This is a genomic window from uncultured Agathobaculum sp. (assembly GCF_963927765.1).
In the GTDB taxonomy this organism is placed as follows: domain Bacteria; phylum Bacillota; class Clostridia; order Oscillospirales; family Butyricicoccaceae; genus Agathobaculum.
The window spans coordinates 1-19,016 of sequence record NZ_CAWVCU010000082.1 but is presented as its reverse complement, the minus strand read 5'-3'; the positions used below and the strand labels follow the sequence as shown (position 1 = coordinate 19,016).

Sequence of the window (19,016 nt, the reverse complement as noted above, 5' to 3'; positions counted from 1 at the left end):
GTTGCACGATATAATTCGATATCTTCGACCGACTGCTTCTCTTTCCTGCCTTTTACAGGAGTTCGTTATCCTAATCGTTCACGGGAGTCACCCGACTGCGGTTCGTTTGGTAATGAACATTTTCTCCGTCGTTTACCTTTCTTACATTCGGGAACTCTATATCAATTTGTCGATGCGTCACTTACTCGGCGGGTGATCGTTCGATTCTGTTCCTGCTTACCCGAACCACTTTCAGCAAGTTTTGATATCATCTCTATCTTGTGCTCTGGTTCGCTTTTGCGGCATCATACTCATCAGTATGCCCATCGGCCATTGGATGCGCACTATTTTGGGTTTGGCAGGCATCGTCACGGATTCTTTTTCATTCGCCAACGCATCAAATTCAGGGTTCTTTCATGCGCGAACCTTACTTTCCTGCTGCCTCGATCCACTTGCATCGTCAGTATGTTTCACGGATGGATATCACGAGGATAGCTTCCTCAAAGGTGCCGTTCCTTACTTCATTCAGAAGTCGATCGCGCTTTTCAGGCGGTTCGTTTTGATTTTCTGGAACTCGCTCATTCTTATAGCTATCACCTTGATCGTTTCGGTTACAGCGTCGCGGCGAGTCCCGCGAACGGATAGGATGTCTCTTCTGTTACCATTGGACTCACCTCTTTCTCCGGTGGTATTTGGCTGTACGCCAGCCCTTTCAGAATAAGAATGGGTTTCGCCTTTTTGTAAAGCCCCTGCTTTACTTTCCCTCTGGTGTTTGCCCTTATCTTTTCTGTGATATTATAATATCACCAAGATTGCACAACGTCAAGTGTTATTTTATGTTTTTTGATGGTGAATTTGCACGAAAGAATCGCTATTCTTTCAGCGTTTTCCCTCTTTTCAAGGGCGAGCCAATTTGCTATAATAGTATCGTTAGGTGTGTTTTACACCCATGCCAACTGAATTCCACAAAAATGCTGTCTTGGGGGTCATTTTGACCCCCTTTTTTCAAAGGAGGTACAAAATATGGATATCTTCAGCTTCTACATGCCGACCCGTCTGTTTTTCGGACATGGCTCGGTCAAAAAACTGGCGCGCGCCCGTCTGCCCGAGGGACGCGGCCTGATTATCACCGGCGGCACTTCGACCACCCGCTTGGGTTATGTAGCCAAGGTGGCTGACGCGCTGGCCGAAGCTGGACACGAGACCATGGTATATAATAAAGTGCAGCCCAACCCGACCATTGAGGGCGTGCGCGAATGCGCAGCGCTGTGCCGTGCAGAAAACATCGCATTTGTTGTCGGCCTTGGCGGCGGTTCGTCAATCGACACCGCCAAAGCGGTCGCCATCATGGCCACCAATGAGGGCGATTGGTGGGATTACATCCACGGCGGCACCGGCGGCGGTAAGCGCATCGCCAAAGCCGGACTGCCGATCGTCGCCATCCCGACCACCGCAGGCACGGGCACAGAGGCTGACCCGTTCACGGTCATCACCAACGGCGAAGAGAAGATCGGCGGCGGTGGCGAAAAATGCTTCCCGACTATCTCGATCGTTGATCCCGACTTTATGATGACCGTTCCGCCGCATTTGACCGCCTATCAGGGCTTTGATGCATTTTTCCACGCGGCGGAAGGCTATATCGCCACCACCGCCTCGCCCATCAGCGAAATGTTCTCGCTCAAGGCCATCGAATTGATCGGGCGCTCGCTTGCCACTGCCGTACACGAGGGCGGCAATGCAGAGGCACGCGCAGACGTTGCGCTGGCGAACACCTTGGCCGGCTTTGTGGAGACGCTGTCCAGCTGCACCGGTGAGCACGCTCTTGAGCATGCGCTGAGCGCATTCCATCCCGCGCTGCCGCACGGTGCGGGCCTGATTATGATTTCCAAGGCATACTGGAGCCGCTTTTTTGAGTCCTCGGGCGACAAATTGGTTGCCATCGCTCGCGCGCTCGGTCATACGGACGCCAACAAACCGGAGGACTTCATCACAGCGCTTGCCGATCTGCAAAAGCGCTGCAACGTCAGCGAGCTGCGCCTTTCGGGCTATGGGGTACAGCAGGCCGATTTCGGCAAATACGCCGATAACGCCATCGAAACGATGGGCGGCTTGTTCCGCGTAGACCCGCGCCCGCTCACACGCGAGGATATTATTGCGATTCTTGCGGAAAGCTATAAATGACTTCGATCGAACCACACAGGTTCGATCGAGCAGGACACACCGCGGCGCTGCCGCGGATGTGTCCGTGGCAGGAAAAAGTTCCGATAAACGAAACTTTTCCCCTTTCTTGTATCAAAAGTCCGGCAAAGCTGGACTTCTGATGAAAAAGCCTGCATTCGCAGGCTTTTTCTGTCTAACATGCGCCGACCGGCGCGGAAAAGGAGAGGACCCTCCGATGAAAAAATTGCTTCTGATTGCGACCGGCGGCACGATCGCCTGCTGCGAAACCGAAAACGGTCTGTCGCCTGCACTGAGCGGTACAGAGCTGCTGCATTTTATACCGCAACTCAGCGACTTCTGCACAGTGGATGTTTGTGACCTGATGCAGCTGGACTCAACCGATCTGACCGCAGACGACCGTCTGGCCATGGCGCAGGCAGTACGGCACGACGCGGATCAATATGACGGTTTTGTCATCGCGCATGGCACGGATACACTGGCCTACACCGCAGCGCTGCTTTACCATCTACTGGCCGACCTTACAAAGCCCGTCGTGCTGACTGGCTCGATGCTGCCCATGGGCGCGTCCAGTTCGGATGCCCCGCGCAACCTGCTGGACGCCTGCCGAGTCGCGGCGGACGGACGCGCGGGCGTGGTGGCTGTGCTCTGCGGCAAAATCCTTCCGGGCAACCGCGTGGTCAAATTCCACTCCACGCAGATCGATGCCTTTCTCTCGGCAGGTGCGCTGCCCCTCGGCACGGTCGGCGCGGACGGCAAGGTGCGCTGGGATATACCGGCTGCCCCTCCTGCACCATCCGCCCCCGCCGCGCTCGATCCCCATGTGCTGCTTATCAAACTCACGCCAGACCTTGAGCCTACTTTTTTCTCTGCGCTGCACGGCTATCCCAAGGTGATTCTGGAAACCTTCGGCGCGGGCGGTATTCCCGCGCGGCTGGAACACGCCGTGCGCGCGCTGATCGAGAGCGGCACGCGCGTATATATCACCAGCCAGTGCACCGCTGGGGGCGTGCATCTGCATCACTATGCAGTCGGTCGCCGTGCCGAAGCCTTGGGCGCGATCTCTCTCGGAGACCGCACCACCGAAGATGCACTCGCGGCGGTCATGTGCGGCGAGATATGATGTGCCGCGGTTCCAGTCCGTATTTTTCTTCCCTCACTTGTTCTTGTTTGTATTGCACATTTTTATTTTTTCTTTTTTGTGCTATTCATCTTATCCATCCATTGTTTTGCACAATTAGAAATGGTATAATATAGTCAAATCATAAACGAAAGAAGGCCGTAATATGAATAAGTTTGCAAAGGCGATCATCCGTATGAGCGAGTCTACCATGCAGAACAGCAGCTATGTTCGCGGCCTGTTCCGCACATACGGCATTCCGGTTTCGCGCCAGGACAGCGCTCCGAAGGACTGATGATCTCACAGCATCGGCATAACGGATAAACCGCAAAGCAAAAGAGAAAACCGACCGAAGCTAACGCTCTCGGTCGGTTTTTTGTATCTCAATCCCGGTTTTGAATGTTTTCCCGATAATACGCCTCAAACAGGTGCATCATCAGGCCCTTGCGCCGGTTTTCTCCCACATGCCGCAGATACTTCCAACAGGAGATAGCCGTAATCAATCCCCCTATCGTGCATACAATCATGTCCCCCATTGTATCCGCTACACCAGTCAATGCCACCTGCTGCGGATCTGCGCCGGAAAACGAGACAAGATATTCCCAAATCTCCCACAGCACCGCGCTCATCATGGCGAACATCCATGTATACAGCGATGCGTTAAATGCATCCGCAGGATCGAGGGCATGTCCCGGCTTTTGAGCGAAATACACCGTCGTGCCCAGCACCGCAAACAGGAAACCGGACAGGAAATGCAAAATCTTGTCCCAATACGGAATCAGCTCATACCCACCGAATAGGCTGGCAAACGACACTGCTGCCAACACGAACCAGTCAAACACGACCTCAAGCAGGTAAACCGGCTTTAATCGGCACAGACGGTACAGCACATGCGGCACAACAGGCAGCAAAAACGCCGCCAGCACCAGCAAACCGTTATATACGGTTGCCTCCTGCAGCATGCGCAGCGCAGCCGCATAAGCCGTGAACCCATAATAGAAGATCAGCGTGCCGTTCCGCACGCGGCGCATCCGTTCCATATTGCACCCCTTATTTGTACTGCTGGTACGCGGCAACTGCGAGCGCGTCGCAGCGATTATTATACGGATTATCCGCGTGACCCTTCACCCAATGGAACTGAACCGTGTGTTTTTCCAATAAATCGAGCAGTCGTCCCCACAACTCCGGATTTTTAGCAGGTTTTTTGTCACTCTTTACCCACCCCTTGGCGCGCCAGCTTTTCGCCCAGCCTTTGGTGATGCCGTCAACCACATACTTGCTGTCCGAATACAAATCGACTGCGCACGGCTCTTTCAGCGCTTCCAGCGCAGTAATCACGCCCAGCAGCTCCATGCGGTTGTTGGTGGTGGAGGGTTCGGAGCCGGACAATTCCTTCTCCTTCTCCCCATATTTCAAAATGGCGCCCCAGCCGCCCGGCCCAGGATTGCCCGAGCACGCGCCGTCGGTATAAATCGTTACGTTTTTCATAATTCCTCCTGTTTTCTTATGTAAAAACAACAAAAGCCACGAAATACCGTGGCTTTTCTGTATTTTTCTTATGCAATCACGCTCGCCGGTACTTCCACCTGCTCATAGACGATGCTGATGATGGACAGCACCACCATGGCAGTCGCGCGGCAGATATGTACCAGATCGTCGTTGATGCCGTGACGGCGACCGGGCGCACGGTATGCATCGTGCATTGAACCAATGCGCGTGATCAGCCCATCCACCGAAACCGGCGGGATGATCGGGCTAGCCCACTGCTCGAACCGAGCCTCGGTCATGCGGCGGCGGATGACCAGCGCCACACGCTTTTCATACAGATAATGCGCGAGCAAATTGCGCTCATAGATGTCATCATTATGCGGATAGGTGAAGAAATCGGTGATATAGTGGCAAATCTCGCCCAGATCCACCGAAAGCTCACGACCATTGACCGGGCCGATGGTGTATTTTTCCGTGAACGCACGGATCTTGTCCATCACCTCATCCATCATAATCGACGGATTGTGGCGCTTAGTCAGATAAGTGCCGGTCAAATCGGGCTTTAAGTTGCCATACACAAAGCCACTCGAATCAAATGTAACGCCACAGGTCTGCTCCACGTAATCCATTAACAGATGTGCAACGCGAATATGAGATACGGAATCCATCAGCAATCCTCCAGACGGAACACACGTTTCTTAACAGCATCTTAACATCTGGGGCGATTATAAAAAACCCCCGAAAACGTTTTTAGTATATCACAAATTTCCCACCCTGTCTTGCTTTTTTTGAAATTGTAACGAAAACAACACAATTTCTTTCGATTTTTGCTGTATTTCCCAACAAAATAATTACATTTTTGGTTATCTTGCCCGAAACGCCTCGCTGCGGAACTGGATTTTTCCCTCCAACGCCTGCCGCAGCCGCTGGCACATCGCTTCGCGGTCGCGGTTGAGCGTACCAGCCAAATTGACATAATTCGAGGCATGGTTTGCACGGAACACACTGCCCTCTGCGTCAATGTGCTCGAGCAGGATAAGCGTTTCATGTGCGATCTCGATCGGGTTCATCAGGTAGAAGCGGCCCGCCTGCCAGTCGCGCATCAAGGGCGTTTCCAGCTCAAAGAGCAGGGTCAAAAGGCCGATATACTCCGGCTTCATGCGCGAGAGTGCCTCGGCGGTCTTGATTGCGTGCTCCTCGGAAAGCTCGGTCGAGCCGAGACCCGCAATACAGGTGACCGACAGCTTCATGCCCGCCTGCTTTACCATCAGGCCCGCACGCACGATCTCGTCAGCGGTTTCGCCCTTATTAACGCGGCGCAGCACCTCGTCCGAACCGGATTCCAGGCCGAGATAGATCATATCCAAGCCCAGCTCATGCAGCAGGTTCAGTTCCTCCTGCTTTTTGACCAGAATAGACGCGGGCGAGCCGTAACTTGTCACGCGCTCGCACTCCGGAAACACCTGCCGGATATAGCGCAGAATCTCGGCCATGTGCTCGGCGCGGCACATGAGCGCATCGCCGTCCGCCAGAAAGATGCGCCGAACATGCGGATACATGCGGCGCGCCTCGTCAAAATCGTGCTTGACGTCCTCGATCTTGCGCACACGGAAGCGTTTTTCCTTATACATATCGCAGAAGGTGCACTTGTTATGGCTGCATCCAATCGTCACCTGAACGATCAGGCTGTACGCCTCAGAGGGCGGCCGGAATACGCGGCCTTCGTATTCAATCACGGAAATTCCTCCTTTGTTTGCATCAAAAAAAACAGCGGGCGGAGGGGAAAACCTCCGCCCGCTGTCGCTCATTCTTCGGTTTTCTCTTCTGCGGGAGCAGCTTCCTCGGTCTTTTCTTCCTCGGTCTCCTCGTCCGCTTCCGGCGCTTGCTCATCAAACGAATCCTGATAAGCGTCGTCTACCGCCGCGCACTCCTCCGCACAAGCGCAGGACGCGCAATCGGAATCCTCGCGCATCATTTCCTCCAGCTCATCCATCGCCTTGAGCTCCGCCTCGTGATAAACTTCCTCTTCGCGCTTCTTCTGAAGCAGTACAAGCGCCGCCGTTGCACCGGCTGCACAGGCAAGACTGGTCAGCAGCAGAGTCGCTTTGATTTTCGTCGAATTTTTCAAAGAATCCACTTCCTCTCAAAGTGATGCGGAATATTTATTTAACTTTATCATACCCTTGCGGTAAAGTCAATGGCGGCATCCGGTTATTTGCCCAGTTCATAGGCGCGCGCGATACATTTATCATTTGCCTGCGCGAGCATATCGGCAAGGCCGCATGCTTCGAGCACCCGCATTGCCTCAATCGTTGTGCCACCCGGCGAGCAGACGGCACGGATCAGCTCCGCAGGCGTTTTATCACCTTCCAGCAGCATTTTTGCCGAGCCGATCATGGTCTGACAGAATAATTTGAGCGCGTCCTCCTGTCCGATGCCGTGCGCCGCGGCGCTTTTGACCATCGCATCCGCAAACGCATAAATATAGGCCGGTGCCGAACCCGCATACGGAATGACCTCGTTGAGCATATCCTCCTGCTCAAAGACAACGGTCACGCCCATGGTGTCGAACAGCGCGCGCATCTGCGCCAGCTGCGCCTCGGTTGCCGCCGTATTTTTGACCAGCTCGGTCGCGCCCTCGCCCAGCATCAGCGGCGTGTTTGGCATCACGCGGATGACCGGCGTGTCTGCGCCGAGCGCCCGCTCGATCTTGGCAAAGGTGACACCCGCTGCAATCGACACGACCAGCGGCTTTTCTCCGCCGCATTTTCCCAGCACCGGCAAAATTTCATCAAAATTCTGCGGTTTGACCGCAAGCAGCACGGTTTCGCAATCAGTATACACCTGGGTATAATTGTCCGTAACAGCATAGCCACGGGCGCGGTTTGCCGCACGCTTTTCCTCGCTGCGGTTGAACAGCAGCACCTGATCGCGCGTCAGCAGACCGGCGCGCACCGCGCCTTCCGCGATCGCCATGCCCATATTACCGGCGCCCAGCACGCCAAAACGGTATGTTTTCATGAAACGCTCCCCTCTCCATTCTGATAGGCTGTTAAAAGAATTATAGCATACCCGGCTTTTCCCTGCAAATATCTTGTGAAAAAGCCGCTTTTGTGATACAATAGCTTCATTATTTTATTCCGGAGGAGAACGAAACGTTGGCTCGCTTTGTTCCGCACATTGGACTGCGGACGGTCAAAACCGGTCTTGCGGTGGCGCTAGCACTGTTTTTCGCCGATCTGCGCGGTTCGACCTCGCTGATTTTCGCCGCCATCGGGGCAATCAGTGCGATGAGCCGCACGGTGGGCGACGCTTTTGAAACCTGCCGCACGCAGCTGACCGGCATCCTGCTGGGTGCTGGATTTGGCGCGCTGTTCGTCAGTCTGTTTTCCGAGTTCCGCTATTTGGGAATCGGGCTGGGGCTGATGATGCTGATTCTGCTGTGCGTCCGGCTGCGACTGCAATTTGCCGTACCGCTGTCCTGCATCGTGTTCGTTTCCATCTGCGTGTCACCGGCCGGTGACGCATTCCAGTATGGCTTCAACCGCCTGCTGGACACCACCATCGGCCTTGCCACAGCACTGGTCATCAATGTTGCGATCAAGCCTTATAACAACAGCCGGCGGATTGCCGATTTGCTGCGGCAATTCTATCAGTCGGTTCCCGATTTTGTCAGCGAGCGCGTGCTGCACGGGAGATATCCCGACCTGTCGCCGCTCCGAGAACAGCTTGACCGCATCTCAACAGAACTGAGCATTTTTGAAAAACAGCGCCTGTTCCGCATACGCGGACATGACGAGCAGGCGGTTTATTTGCGCGGCTGCGAACGGCTTGCGCAAAGCATCTGGCAGGAGCTTTCCGCCCTGTGCGCGATGGATGAAAAGGGGCATCTGTCGCTTGAAAATGCCATCTGGCTGAGGGATATCGGCCTGCATGTGCCGGACGGTGTGTGCGCCATGCCGCAAAGTACGGCGGACGTGGTCGGCAACTACCATCTGGACAATCTGCTGCGTGCGTGGCAGTTCCTCGGCGAATTCAGTCTCTCGGAATAGTATTCCCGCCGCCCGGGCAGCAGTAAATAGAAAGAAAACATGTAAGGGAGTAGTTTGCAAAAAATGGAACAGAAATCAAGAAGCAGCTTTTCCAGCCGCATCGGCTTCGTGCTGGCTGCGGCCGGTTCTGCAGTGGGTCTGGGCAACCTGTGGCGTTTCCCGTATCTGGCCGCGCAGTATGGCGGCGGCATTTTCCTGTTGGTGTATATCATTCTGGCGGTTACGTTCGGCTTTGCGCTGATGATCACCGAGATCGCCATCGGCCGCAAAACCCGCCTGTCCTGTATCGGCGCATATAAGGCGCTCGACCGCCGGTTCGGCTTCCTCGGCTGGATCGCGGCGTTCGTACCGGTTATCATCACGCCGTATTATTGTGTCATCGGCGGCTGGGTCATGAAATACCTGTTCACCTTCCTGAGCGGCAATGGTCTGGCAGCGGCTGACAACGGCAATTATTTCAACGCGTTCATCGGCTTCGACACCGGTTCCATCCCGGCTACTATGCTGGATTTCAGCGGCCCGACCCCGTGGTTTTTGATCTATGTGCTGCTGACCACCATTGTTGTTATCTTTGGTGTCGAAAAGGGCATTGAAAAGGCCAGCCGCGTGATGATGCCTGTGCTGGCGGTGCTGAGCGTGATCGTTGCCGTTTACTCGCTGACGATTGACGGCGCTATGGCGGGCCTGAAATATTACCTGCTGCCCGACTTCTCGCAGTTCTCCGCCTCGACCGTACTCGGCGCACTCGGCCAGCTGTTCTATTCGATGTCTCTGGCGATGGGCATTATGATTACCTACGGCTCATATATGCAGAAAGAAAACCTGCTGGAGCACTCGGTCACGCAGATCGAGGTATTCGACACCCTGTTTGCGTTTATCGCAGGTCTGATGATCATTCCGGCAGTTGTCGCTTTCAACGGCGGCGACCCGTCCCAGATTAACAACGGTCCCGGACTGATGTTTATTACGCTGCCGATGGTATTTGAATCCATGCATTTCGGCTCTATCATCGGTACCGTGTTCTTTCTGCTGGTGCTGTTTGCAGCGCTGACCTCCTCGATCTCGCTGATGGAGACCATTGTCTCGGTCGTAATGGACAAGACCCCGCTGAAGCGCACGCCTGCAACCCTGCTCGTTACGGTTGTCGTGCTGCTGGTTGGCGTACCGTCCTGCCTGGGCTATGGCCCGTGGGCAGGCATCACCATCATTGGCATGCAGTTCCTCGACTTCTTTGACTTTATCTCCAACTCGGTGCTCATGCCGATCGTTGCGTTCCTGACCTGCATCCTGATCGGCCATGTGGTCGGCACCAAGGTCATCGCAGACGAGGTCAAGGAAGGCGCAGGCTCCTTCCACCGCGAAGCGCTGCACCGCGTCATGGTGCGCTGGATCGCGCCGATCCTGCTGGTGGTCATCCTTGCCACCGAACTGGCAACCAAGGTGTTCCACATCTTCACAATCTGATCTATCCAAACAAAAAGAGGCTTTCCGATTGGAAAGCCTCTTTTTTTCATTTAGCGGATCGGCAGCATCTTGCCCGTCTCAAAGGACTCCTTGCAGCGATAAGCCGCTTCGGAAACCGCCGTGCCGTCATATACCGTCAGGTCAGCCGGTTTGGTGTTATTGCGCACATGTCCGGTGAACGCGACCATTTCCGCCACAAACGCCTCATGCCAATGGCTCATAAAATCCGGATAATACTCCTCGCGCGAGCCGTGCTCGTCGACGATGTTCAGCAGGTTTTTCGCGCCGACATTTGCGATGCGCAACGTGCCGTGCGTGCCGATGATCTCGGTTTCGACATTGCTGCCCGCCGCGTGCGTGCGGTTGGTGAACATAAAGCCCATCGCGCCGTTATCCATCTGGATAGTCGCGGCTGCGTTGTCTGCATCGTTCAGCTCCTTGTACAGGTCAAACTCGAACACCCCGCCGATTGCCCACACGTTCTTGACATTCGAACCGGTGAACCAACGGATCAGGTCGATATCATGCACGCACATATCGAGGAACTGGCCGCCCGAGTGCGGCGCAAACTTGAGCGTGGACTCGATGGTCGAGCGCGGGTCCTGCGTATACGAGCGCACCAGCACCACTTTGCCGATGTCGCCGTTTTCGATCTTGCGCTTAGCCTCAGCATAGGATTTGTCAAAGCGGCGCATAAAGCCCAACTGGAAAATCAGATCAGGATGCGCTTCTACAACCTTCTCCGCGCCCTTACACTGCGCCACATCTGTACCAAGCGGCTTCTCGCAGAACACATGCTTGCCATTGTTCATCGCAATCTCGATCTGCTCGCAATGCAAGAAGGAAGGCGAGACGATCACGATCGCATCCAGCTCCGGGTTTTGGCACATCTCCTCAAAATCCGTATAGGTATAGGGAACGCCCAGCTCCTCGGCGACTTCCTTGACCCGCTTCTCATCCACGTCGCAAATCGCTGCCAGTTCGCAGCCCGGCACCTGCGTAGCCAGATTGCAGGCATGCTCATACCCCAGACGGCCCAGACCGACTGAACCCACTTTCACCGTTTTCATACCGCATTCTCCTTTTCCGACTCTGAAATAGGCGTTTTTTGCGCCTCTTTTATGGAATGCACTTATTTTATCGCTGAAACCGGGAATTTGCATTCGAATTCTTGCGATTTGTTTGTCAAAAAACAGCCGCGTTTCCGCGGCTGTTTGGACAAAACTTTCAAATTCTTGCGGTCTGCCCTCAGGCATGGTAAACATACTCGCGCCGGAAGGTGCGCGGCGACATACCCACCGCCTTGGAAAACTGCGCGTTGAAGTGGCTCGGGTTATCATATCCTACCTGCGCGGCAATGCGCGTGACGGGCAGATCGGTGGTAATCAGCAAGGTCTGCGCCTCTCCAATGCGGCGGCGCAGCACATATTGCAGGGGCGAATATCCGGTCGCCTCCTTGCAGACATGCGCAAGATAGTACGGGCTGACATGCAGCGCGCCCGCCATCTGCTGAAGAGAAAACTCCTCGGCAAAATGCGCGTCTATATAATCCTTGATGCGTTGGGCAAATGCATTTTCTTCCGCGGTGCGTCCATCTGCCGCCGCGGCGCGGAACTGCTGCACCAGAGACATCACCGCCATGAGCAGGTGATGTGCGCCGTCGTCGTTGCCTGCAGTCAACTCATCATATAACACGTCATACAGCCGTTCCAATCGCACGGTCTGCGTTTCGCTCAAGTGACAGACCGGCGAAACGTCCTCCGCAATCAGGGCGTTTGCCCGCAGACCGTGTACGGCAAGACCGCCCAGCGCCAAACTAACCGTGGCAACCGGCCGATCCGGACCGGAAGGCTCATCATGCACAACACCGCTGTTGAAGATGAACAGGTCGCCGCGGCGCGCGTCATACGGCGTGCCGCCCACATAATACCGGCTTTCGCCGCCACGCACCAGCACCACTTCGACCAGATCATCGTGCGCATGCATCACGCGCGGATGGGCGGACGCCTTTTCATCCGTTCGGCTGACCGAAAACAGGCGCGGCATACACAAAAGACCGAACGGTGCAGCATATTCTTTTTTGACGAAACACTGGATCATTCGGCCTTCCCTCCCCGCATTCAGATATGGTTATCGTAGCATAAACGTCCGCCCCGGTCAAGGCGCGCAAAAGGGCTTCGGGAAGCATCCCCGAAGCCCTCTTTTTTCATTGTCACAGGATCTGCCCGCGTAAAATGAGCGTGTTGATATTCAAATCCTCATCGAGCAGGATGATATTGGCCAGCTTGCCCGGTTCCAGCGTGCCGTAATCATGCTGGATGCCGATGGCGCGCGCCGGATTGGTCGATGCCGAACGCACCGCCTGCCCGAGCGGAATGCCCATCTGCACCGCACGCCGCATGCACTCAAACAGATCCACGACCGAACCAGCCAGTGTTGTTCCGCCGTGCAAGGTCGCACGACCATCCTGTACAGATACCTCCTGACCGCCGAGGGTATACACCCCATCGTCCAGTCCGGTTGCGGACATACTGTCCGAAATCAGGATCATCCGGTTTTCAAACAGGCGAAATGCCACGCGCACCGCCGACGGATGCACATGGCAGCCGTCCGCAATCAATTCCACGCCGACCTCATCGTTATCCAGCGCCGCGCCGATCACGCCCGGTTCGCGATGGGTGATGGGCGGCATGGCGTTAAACAGATGCGTGACCTCGCGCGCGCCGCGTCGGAATGCTTCACACGCGGTATCATAATCCGCCTCGGTGTGCGCCAGCGACAGGCGCACCTCGCCCGCCAGCTCCCCGATCACGTCCAGCCCACCGGGCAGCTCGGGCGCGATCTCACACAAGCGGATGAGACCTTGCGCCTGCTCCTGCAAGCGGCGGAACAGCCCGGCATCCGGATTTTGCAGCCATGCACCGTTCTGTGCGCCCTTGCGTGCGGGGGACAGGAACGGTCCCTCCAGACTGACGCCCACCAGCGCCGCGCCGCACCGTTCGGTGCGGTAGGCCGCGGCCGCCTGCATCACGGCAGACAGCTTCTCCTCCGGATAGGCCATGGTCGCAGGGCAGATCGCGCAAATACCATGCTCTGCCTGATAGCGCGCGATGGCTGAGATCGCCTGCTCCGTCCCGTCGCAGAAGTCATAGCCTGCGCAGCCGTGGAAGTGGATGTCGACCAGTCCCGGAATCGCGTAAAGCCCATCCATATCGCAGGCATCCGCCGACACCGGCGTACTCGCGATCCGGTCGCCCGAGAGCACTAGCCCGCCCGTGCGGAAGGTGCCGTCCGGTTGATAGATCCTGAGATTTTTAAACTCCATACCCGCGCACGCAGCTTACAGCAGGTCGAGACTCTTGGAAAGCGCGGCCTCGTCCGCGACAACCGAAACATCGGTGTGCAGCTGCAGGATGGACGCCGGTACGCGCGGAGTAACCGGGCCGAAGAATGCTTCGCGCACAATATCCGCCTTGTTTTCGCCCGAAACAACGATTACGATGCGACGGGCAAGCATGATGGTCTGTACACCCATGGTATAAGCCTGACGCGGTACGTCATCCGCAGACGCAAAGAAGCGCTTGTTTGCCTCAATGGTGGACTCGGTCAGGTTGACGCAGTGCGTGCCCTTGGAGAAGTAATCATCCGGCTCGTTGAAGCCGATGTGGCCATTCAGGCCCATGCCGAGCAGCTGCAGGTCGATGCCGCCGGCTGCCTTGATCGCCTGATCGTAGCGGGCGCACTCGCGCTCTGCGTCCATCTGTGCGCCGTCCGGCAGGTTGATACGCGCATCCGGAATATTGATCGCGTCAAAGAAGTTCTTGTGCATGAAGTAGTGGTAGCTCTGGTCATGGTCGGCAGTCAGGCCGCGGTACTCATCCAGATTGAACGTCGTGCAGCCGCCGAAATCCACATCGCCCTTGTTGTACCACTTGATGAGCTGCTCATAAATGCCGATCGGAGACGAGCCGGTAGCAAGTCCCAGCACGGAATCCGGCTTGAGGATGACCTGCGCCGAAATGATGTTGGCCGCCTTGCGGCTCATATCGTTATAGTCCTTTGCACGAATGATTTTCATATTCATTACCTCTCTTTTTGTCCAAACATCAGCCGTCAAAAAAACAAAGGCGGGCGTTCGCCCGCCTCAGCTGCTTGAGGAACACCCGCGCCTCCCACCGCAGCAGGAAGGCAGGCCTTTTCATTGCACCAGCTTTTCCATTTCCCGCGCGAGCCTATGCACGCCCGCACCGATCACCACATGCACTTCCCCGTCTGCCCGGCGCAGCACGCCCGCGGCACCCGCCGCGCGCAGCCCCGCTTCGTCCACCGCTGCGGAGTCCCGCAGGCACAGACGCAGACGCGTCATGCAAGAGCCGATGGAAAGCACGTTATCCCGTCCGCCGACCGCCGCCAGCATTGCAGCGGCGCATCCGGCGACACCGGCTTCAGATAACTGCACGAACTTGTCTTACAGATTTTCCTGCAAGAACTTCTGGAGCGTTGCTGCTGCCTCTGCTTCGTCCGCGCCCTCGATGGTCAGCTTAACCGTATCGCCCTTCTTAACGCCCATGCTCATAACGCCCATGATGCGCTTTGCGTCAACTTCCTTCTTCGGGCCGGCGATCTTGATGGAGGACTTGAACTGTGCTGCCTCCTTAACCAGCATGCCTGCCGGGCGCGCGTGGATGCCGAGTTCGTCCTTAATGGTGTACTGTACGGTTTTCATAACTACATTTTCCTTTCTATCTTGTCTTTGTGAAAATAACTTTCTGCGCTTTGTGCTGCATCAGCAAACCATCGCCGCTGCCACTGTCTTTTCCGGCAAAGTATGTCCTTCCCGCCGTCAAACCATACGAAAACCCGCATAGCCAAATAACAGAAAAAACGACTATATACTGCCCAGAAAACAAAAAGAACCAAACTCCTGCACCGCCGGGAATCCCTTTTTCAGGCCGGCCGCGAGAAATTTGGTTTTGCCCGCCAACACGGTAACAATCCAATTACAACGAAAACGATGTTCACTTGTTGTTAATATTGTAACAAACAGGAAGCGCTTTTTCAAGCCACTACCGCCCGCCCAAACTGCCAGAAAATTCGTCCACTTTTTGTGCAGCTCATACAAAACATTGATTTTCTTCCGCAAAGGTTTTGACGCAGCCGGTCTTTTTTGCTATCCTAAATCGGGAACAAAAGAAAGTGAGGCGCACAAATATGCAGATCGACGGCAATGAACTTGCCATTTTGCAGGACAAGCTGGATCGTGAAGGCAAAAAAGAGGAAGCATGGCGCATTAAGCAGGAATTTCTGCGGCAGGTGCGCGAGGCGGGCGACCACTGCCCCTGCCGTCAGCCCTGTCCGCACCACGGCAACTGTTTTGAATGCGTGACCATTCACCGCGGACACCGCGACCATTTGCCGATGTGCCTGTGGGATATGGTCAATGAGCGCATTGCCGCACTCAGTCACATCACGGAAGGCACTTTGCGGGATTACGAGGATCGTAAGGCCGCGGAAGCGGCATCCGGCTGCGCAGACTGCTGCGGCTGCACCGGCTGCGGCGAATAGGCCAAACCTGCATTTTCAGCAAGAAAGGGACGCGCCCCGCGCGTCCCCTTTTTCGTGCTCAGATGCGTTTTCCGTTGAATTTCTGCGCTGCCGCAGGACAGCCCTCGGCAATGATGCAGGCGGCTGCGTCCATCGCATCCGCACAGGCCTTGTCAATGGCCTTCTGCTCATCCGCCGTGAACTTGCTCAGCACCCACGCGGCGAGATCGTATTCCGGATGCGGCTTTTTGCCCACCCCGATCTTGACGCGCGGAAAGTCCTCGCTGCCGAGGTGGTAAATGATGTTTTTCAGACCGTTCTGTCCGCCTGCCGAGCCTTTCGGGCGCACGCGCAGCGTTCCCACGTCGAGCGAAACATCGTCCGACAGTACAATGATGCGCTCGACCGGGATTTTATAAAACGCAGCCGCGTCGCGCACCGCCTCACCCGACAGGTTCATAAAGGTCTGCGGCTTCATCAGCAGCACACGCGCGCCGCCGAGCGTCGCTTCTCCCACGACCGCCTTGAACTTCATTTTGTCGATCCGGCATCCGGTGCGTGCGCAATAGCTTTCCAGCGCGCGGAAACCCGCATTGTGGCGCGTGTTGTCGTACTTGCTGCCCGGATTGCCCAGCCCGACGATCAGCCACTCGATCGGCTGCGCAGGCTGCGCCGCTGCGGCGGCTTTCTGCTCGTCCAGCTTTTTGAAAATATCGAATACTGACATGATTTCACTCCAAAACAAAGCGCCTCCCCCGCAGGGAGGCGCTTTTTCTTTTTTATTCTACCGATAAGATATAATAATACACCGGCTGTCCGCCGTCGATGACCGAGATCTCCAGCTCCTTGTTTTCCTTGCGCAGCAGCGCCTCTACCTGAGCCGCCTGCTCCGCGGAAACGCCTTCGCCGTAAATCACCGTGGCAAACGCGCTGTCCTCGTGCACCATCTCGCGCACCAGCTTTTTCAGCACCGAGCTTTCGCGCCCGCTCGCGCATAGCTTACCCTCGCTGAGCGACAGATACTCGCCCTGTTTGATCTTCTTACCGTCAAACTCGCTGTCCCGCGCAGCATAGGTCACCTGACCGCTGCGCACATGGGCAGCCGCGTCGCGCATCGCCTGCACCAGCAGGCTCTCGTCCTCTTCGTCCGGATCGACCGCCAACATCGCGGAAATGCCCTGCGGGATGGTCTTGGTCGACACAACGACCACCTTTTTCTCCTCGGAAAGGTGCACCGCCTGCTCCGCCGCCATGATGATGTTCTTGTTATTGGGCAGCACAAACACGATCTCCGCCGGAACCGCATCCACCGCACGTACGATATCGTCGGTCGAGGGATTCATGGTCTGACCGCCCTGTACGACCACATCCACGCCCAGATCGGTGAACACGTTTTTCAGGCCCTCGCCCGCAGCAACCGCGACAAAGCCATATTTCTTCTCCGCCGGCACGATCACGCGCTCAGCGGGTTCATCCGCCGTGCCCTCAATGACCTTGGCGGTGTGCTGCTCGCGCATGTTCTCGATCTTGACCGTCAGCAGCGGGCCGAACTTGAGGCCCTCTTCGAGCGCCTTGTTGGGCTGGTCGGTATGCACATGCACCTTGACGATATCGTCGTCCTCCACGACCACCAGACTGTCGCCAATATCGTTCAGAATCGACCGCAAACGACCGACGTTGCGCGCCTTATCCTTGCGTGCGGCAATAAATTCGGTGCAGTAGGTGAAGGTGATATCCTCATCCGCTATCGCAGCAAAATCCGCCGCTGCCTTGGTCGGCTCAGCAGCGGTATGCTCCTTGTGAATGCCGCGCAGCGCGTCCAGCATGCCTTCCAGAATGGTCAGATAGCCAAAGCCGCCCGCGTCCACCACGCCTGCCTTTTCCAGCACAGGATTCTGGTGCACGGTTTCCTCCAGCGCCTTCCGTCCGCAGGTCAGCACGGTTTCCAGCACCTGCTCCGCCGAAAGCTCCGGCTCCGCCTGACAAGCTTCGACCGCATGCTGCGCGGACACGCGCGACACAGTCAAAATCGTGCCCTCTGCCGGCTTCATGACCGCTTTATAGGCGGTCTCCACGCCCTCACGCAGCGCCAGCGCAAGCTCACGGCCGCCCGCCTCATTGTTTTCGCGCAGCTTCTTTGCCGCACCGCGGAACAGCAGCGACAAAATGACGCCCGAATTGCCGCGTGCACCGCGCAGCAACGCGGAAGCTGTCGTATCGACCGCCTTTGCCAGCGTCGGCTCGGTCAGCTTTTCCATCTCGGTCATTGCCGAGGCCATGGTCATGGACATGTTGGTGCCCGTATCGCCGTCCGGCACAGGGAACACATTCAGTTCGTTGACCTGTTCCTTCTTTTCGGCAATGGCAAGCGCGCCCTCGATCACCATGGATTGGAACAGCGCGCCATTTATTTTCTGATCTGCCATTAATTAACTCTCCCCAAATTCTTTTTTGGCCGCGCGTCAGTCCGCACGGATGCTCTCAACATAGATATCCACGTTCTTCACATCTACGCCGGTCAGGCGCTCAACATGGTAGCGTACCTCGCTGATGATCGAGCGGCAGACGGTTGCGATGTTCACGCCGTGCTCGACCGCGATGTGCAGGTCAATATTCACGCCGCCGTCCGGCGCTTCGGTCACCTTGACGCCGCGCGACTGGTTTTCGCGTCCGAGCAGATGCGCCAGCCCGTCCGACATGGAGCGGATGGTCATACCCTTCACGCCAAAGCAAGAAGAAGCCGCATAGCCCGCAATGCCTGCCATCACCTCGTTTGTGATTTCGATATATCCAAGATCGGTCTTGATCGTCATAGAAAATACCCTCCCTGCGATCATTTGATGCTTTTTCAGTTCAAACGCCCTGCGTAGCACAACGCCGTCCGAACGCTTTCCGCTTATATGATATAACAAAACCGACTCAAATACAAGCAAACCGGTGATTTTTTTGCGAATGGCCTGACGAAAATCCGAACAATCCGCGGGAAAATGTACGGGATTTCTGTTTTTCACAATTGTTTCCGTTTTTTCACAAACAAATGTTTGCTTTCTTGTGTGTTTTAGGGTATAATAAAGAAAATTACGAACGTATGTTCCGAAAAGCAATAGCAAGGAGTGCGTCCCTATGAAAAAAATCTCCGCCAAACAGCAACGGATTTTGGATTATATCAGCGAATTTTCTCTCGAGCACGG

At 55.9% G+C, this 19,016-nt stretch carries 21 protein-coding genes; 6 read left to right on the top strand and 15 right to left on the bottom strand.

All coding sequences use genetic code 11. The features are described 5' to 3' along the window. Positions 1 to 1,002: 1,002 nt before the first annotated feature. From ABGT74_RS07335 to ABGT74_RS07325, 3 genes are all read left to right on the top strand, one after another. Complete coding sequence (locus tag ABGT74_RS07335; RefSeq protein WP_346705045.1) at positions 1,003 to 2,160, top strand: iron-containing alcohol dehydrogenase; 1,158 nt, start codon at positions 1,003 to 1,005, stop codon at positions 2,158 to 2,160. 214 nt (positions 2,161 to 2,374) lie between these two features. After that, positions 2,375 to 3,280, top strand: a complete 906-nt coding sequence (locus ABGT74_RS07330; protein ID WP_346705044.1) for an asparaginase — start codon at positions 2,375 to 2,377, stop codon at positions 3,278 to 3,280. A 163-nt stretch (positions 3,281 to 3,443) separates the two neighbouring features. Then, positions 3,444 to 3,572, top strand: a complete 129-nt coding sequence (locus ABGT74_RS07325; protein ID WP_297283382.1) for a hypothetical protein — start codon at positions 3,444 to 3,446, stop codon at positions 3,570 to 3,572. Between the two features lie 88 nt (positions 3,573 to 3,660). Here ABGT74_RS07325 and ABGT74_RS07320 read toward each other — a convergent pair whose 3' ends face one another. The 6 genes from ABGT74_RS07320 to proC form a co-directional block, all read right to left on the bottom strand. Next, a complete protein-coding gene (locus tag ABGT74_RS07320) occupies positions 3,661 to 4,317 on the bottom strand; it encodes a hypothetical protein (RefSeq protein WP_346705043.1) in 657 nt (218 codons plus the stop codon). 10 nt (positions 4,318 to 4,327) lie between these two features. Further along, complete coding sequence (rnhA, locus tag ABGT74_RS07315; protein ID WP_297283384.1) at positions 4,328 to 4,765, bottom strand: ribonuclease HI; 438 nt, start codon at positions 4,763 to 4,765, stop codon at positions 4,328 to 4,330. Between the two features lie 68 nt (positions 4,766 to 4,833). After that, on the bottom strand, positions 4,834 to 5,433 hold the full coding sequence (locus ABGT74_RS07310) for a zinc dependent phospholipase C family protein (protein ID WP_297283385.1): 600 nt from the start codon (positions 5,431 to 5,433) through the stop codon (positions 4,834 to 4,836). Positions 5,434 to 5,628: 195 nt separating this feature from the next. Beyond that, positions 5,629 to 6,501: a radical SAM protein gene (locus ABGT74_RS07305; protein ID WP_346705042.1), complete on the bottom strand. Its 873-nt coding sequence runs from the start codon at positions 6,499 to 6,501 to the stop codon at positions 5,629 to 5,631. 68 nt (positions 6,502 to 6,569) lie between these two features. Further along, positions 6,570 to 6,893 (bottom strand): hypothetical protein, encoded by a 324-nt coding sequence (locus ABGT74_RS07300; RefSeq protein ID WP_346705041.1) that lies wholly within the window; start codon positions 6,891 to 6,893, stop codon positions 6,570 to 6,572. Positions 6,894 to 6,976: 83 nt separating this feature from the next. Next, the gene (gene proC / locus ABGT74_RS07295; protein WP_346705040.1) at positions 6,977 to 7,786 is read right to left on the bottom strand and encodes a pyrroline-5-carboxylate reductase; all 810 of its coding nucleotides are present in this window, start codon (positions 7,784 to 7,786) and stop codon (positions 6,977 to 6,979) included. A gap of 137 nt (positions 7,787 to 7,923) precedes the next feature. On the opposite strand from proC, the gene ABGT74_RS07290 reads away from it, so the two are divergent. Further along, the gene (locus ABGT74_RS07290; protein ID WP_346705039.1) at positions 7,924 to 8,817 is read left to right on the top strand and encodes an aromatic acid exporter family protein; all 894 of its coding nucleotides are present in this window, start codon (positions 7,924 to 7,926) and stop codon (positions 8,815 to 8,817) included. 63 nt (positions 8,818 to 8,880) lie between these two features. After that, complete coding sequence (locus ABGT74_RS07285; RefSeq protein ID WP_346705038.1) at positions 8,881 to 10,281, top strand: sodium-dependent transporter; 1,401 nt, start codon at positions 8,881 to 8,883, stop codon at positions 10,279 to 10,281. Between the two features lie 50 nt (positions 10,282 to 10,331). Here the strand turns inward: ABGT74_RS07285 and ABGT74_RS07280 are convergent, their stop codons facing one another. The 6 genes from ABGT74_RS07280 to ABGT74_RS07255 form a co-directional block, all read right to left on the bottom strand. Continuing rightward, on the bottom strand, positions 10,332 to 11,351 hold the full coding sequence (locus tag ABGT74_RS07280; protein WP_346705037.1) for a Gfo/Idh/MocA family oxidoreductase: 1,020 nt from the start codon (positions 11,349 to 11,351) through the stop codon (positions 10,332 to 10,334). Between the two features lie 178 nt (positions 11,352 to 11,529). After that, positions 11,530 to 12,381 (bottom strand): AraC family transcriptional regulator, encoded by an 852-nt coding sequence (locus ABGT74_RS07275; RefSeq protein ID WP_346705036.1) that lies wholly within the window; start codon positions 12,379 to 12,381, stop codon positions 11,530 to 11,532. Between the two features lie 112 nt (positions 12,382 to 12,493). Further along, on the bottom strand, positions 12,494 to 13,606 hold the full coding sequence (gene nagA / locus ABGT74_RS07270; protein ID WP_346705035.1) for an N-acetylglucosamine-6-phosphate deacetylase: 1,113 nt from the start codon (positions 13,604 to 13,606) through the stop codon (positions 12,494 to 12,496). 15 nt (positions 13,607 to 13,621) lie between these two features. After that, positions 13,622 to 14,359, bottom strand: coding sequence for a glucosamine-6-phosphate deaminase (gene nagB / locus ABGT74_RS07265; protein WP_297284027.1), 738 nt, complete (start codon positions 14,357 to 14,359; stop codon positions 13,622 to 13,624). A 120-nt stretch (positions 14,360 to 14,479) separates the two neighbouring features. Next, a complete protein-coding gene (locus ABGT74_RS07260) occupies positions 14,480 to 14,740 on the bottom strand; it encodes a PTS transporter subunit EIIB (RefSeq protein WP_346705034.1) in 261 nt (86 codons plus the stop codon). Positions 14,741 to 14,749: 9 nt separating this feature from the next. Continuing rightward, a complete protein-coding gene (locus ABGT74_RS07255) occupies positions 14,750 to 15,007 on the bottom strand; it encodes an HPr family phosphocarrier protein (RefSeq protein ID WP_346705033.1) in 258 nt (85 codons plus the stop codon). Positions 15,008 to 15,492: 485 nt separating this feature from the next. On the opposite strand from ABGT74_RS07255, the gene ABGT74_RS07250 reads away from it, so the two are divergent. After that, the gene (locus ABGT74_RS07250; RefSeq protein ID WP_297284024.1) at positions 15,493 to 15,846 is read left to right on the top strand and encodes an LPS biosynthesis protein; all 354 of its coding nucleotides are present in this window, start codon (positions 15,493 to 15,495) and stop codon (positions 15,844 to 15,846) included. 58 nt (positions 15,847 to 15,904) lie between these two features. On the opposite strand, the gene pth is transcribed toward ABGT74_RS07250, so the two are convergent. Genes pth through ABGT74_RS07235 form a run of 3 tightly spaced genes read right to left on the bottom strand, consistent with a single transcriptional unit; the run spans position 15,905 to position 18,638 of the window. After that, entirely contained in the window at positions 15,905 to 16,552 is a 648-nt protein-coding gene (pth, locus tag ABGT74_RS07245; protein WP_346705032.1) for an aminoacyl-tRNA hydrolase, read from the bottom strand. A gap of 52 nt (positions 16,553 to 16,604) precedes the next feature. Then, positions 16,605 to 18,251, bottom strand: coding sequence for a DAK2 domain-containing protein (locus ABGT74_RS07240; protein ID WP_346705031.1), 1,647 nt, complete (start codon positions 18,249 to 18,251; stop codon positions 16,605 to 16,607). A 36-nt stretch (positions 18,252 to 18,287) separates the two neighbouring features. Then, positions 18,288 to 18,638 carry an Asp23/Gls24 family envelope stress response protein gene (locus ABGT74_RS07235; protein ID WP_125116009.1) on the bottom strand — a complete coding sequence of 117 codons (351 nt, stop codon included), beginning with the start codon at positions 18,636 to 18,638 and terminating at the stop codon, positions 18,288 to 18,290. Between the last annotated feature and the right edge of the window lie 378 nt (positions 18,639 to 19,016).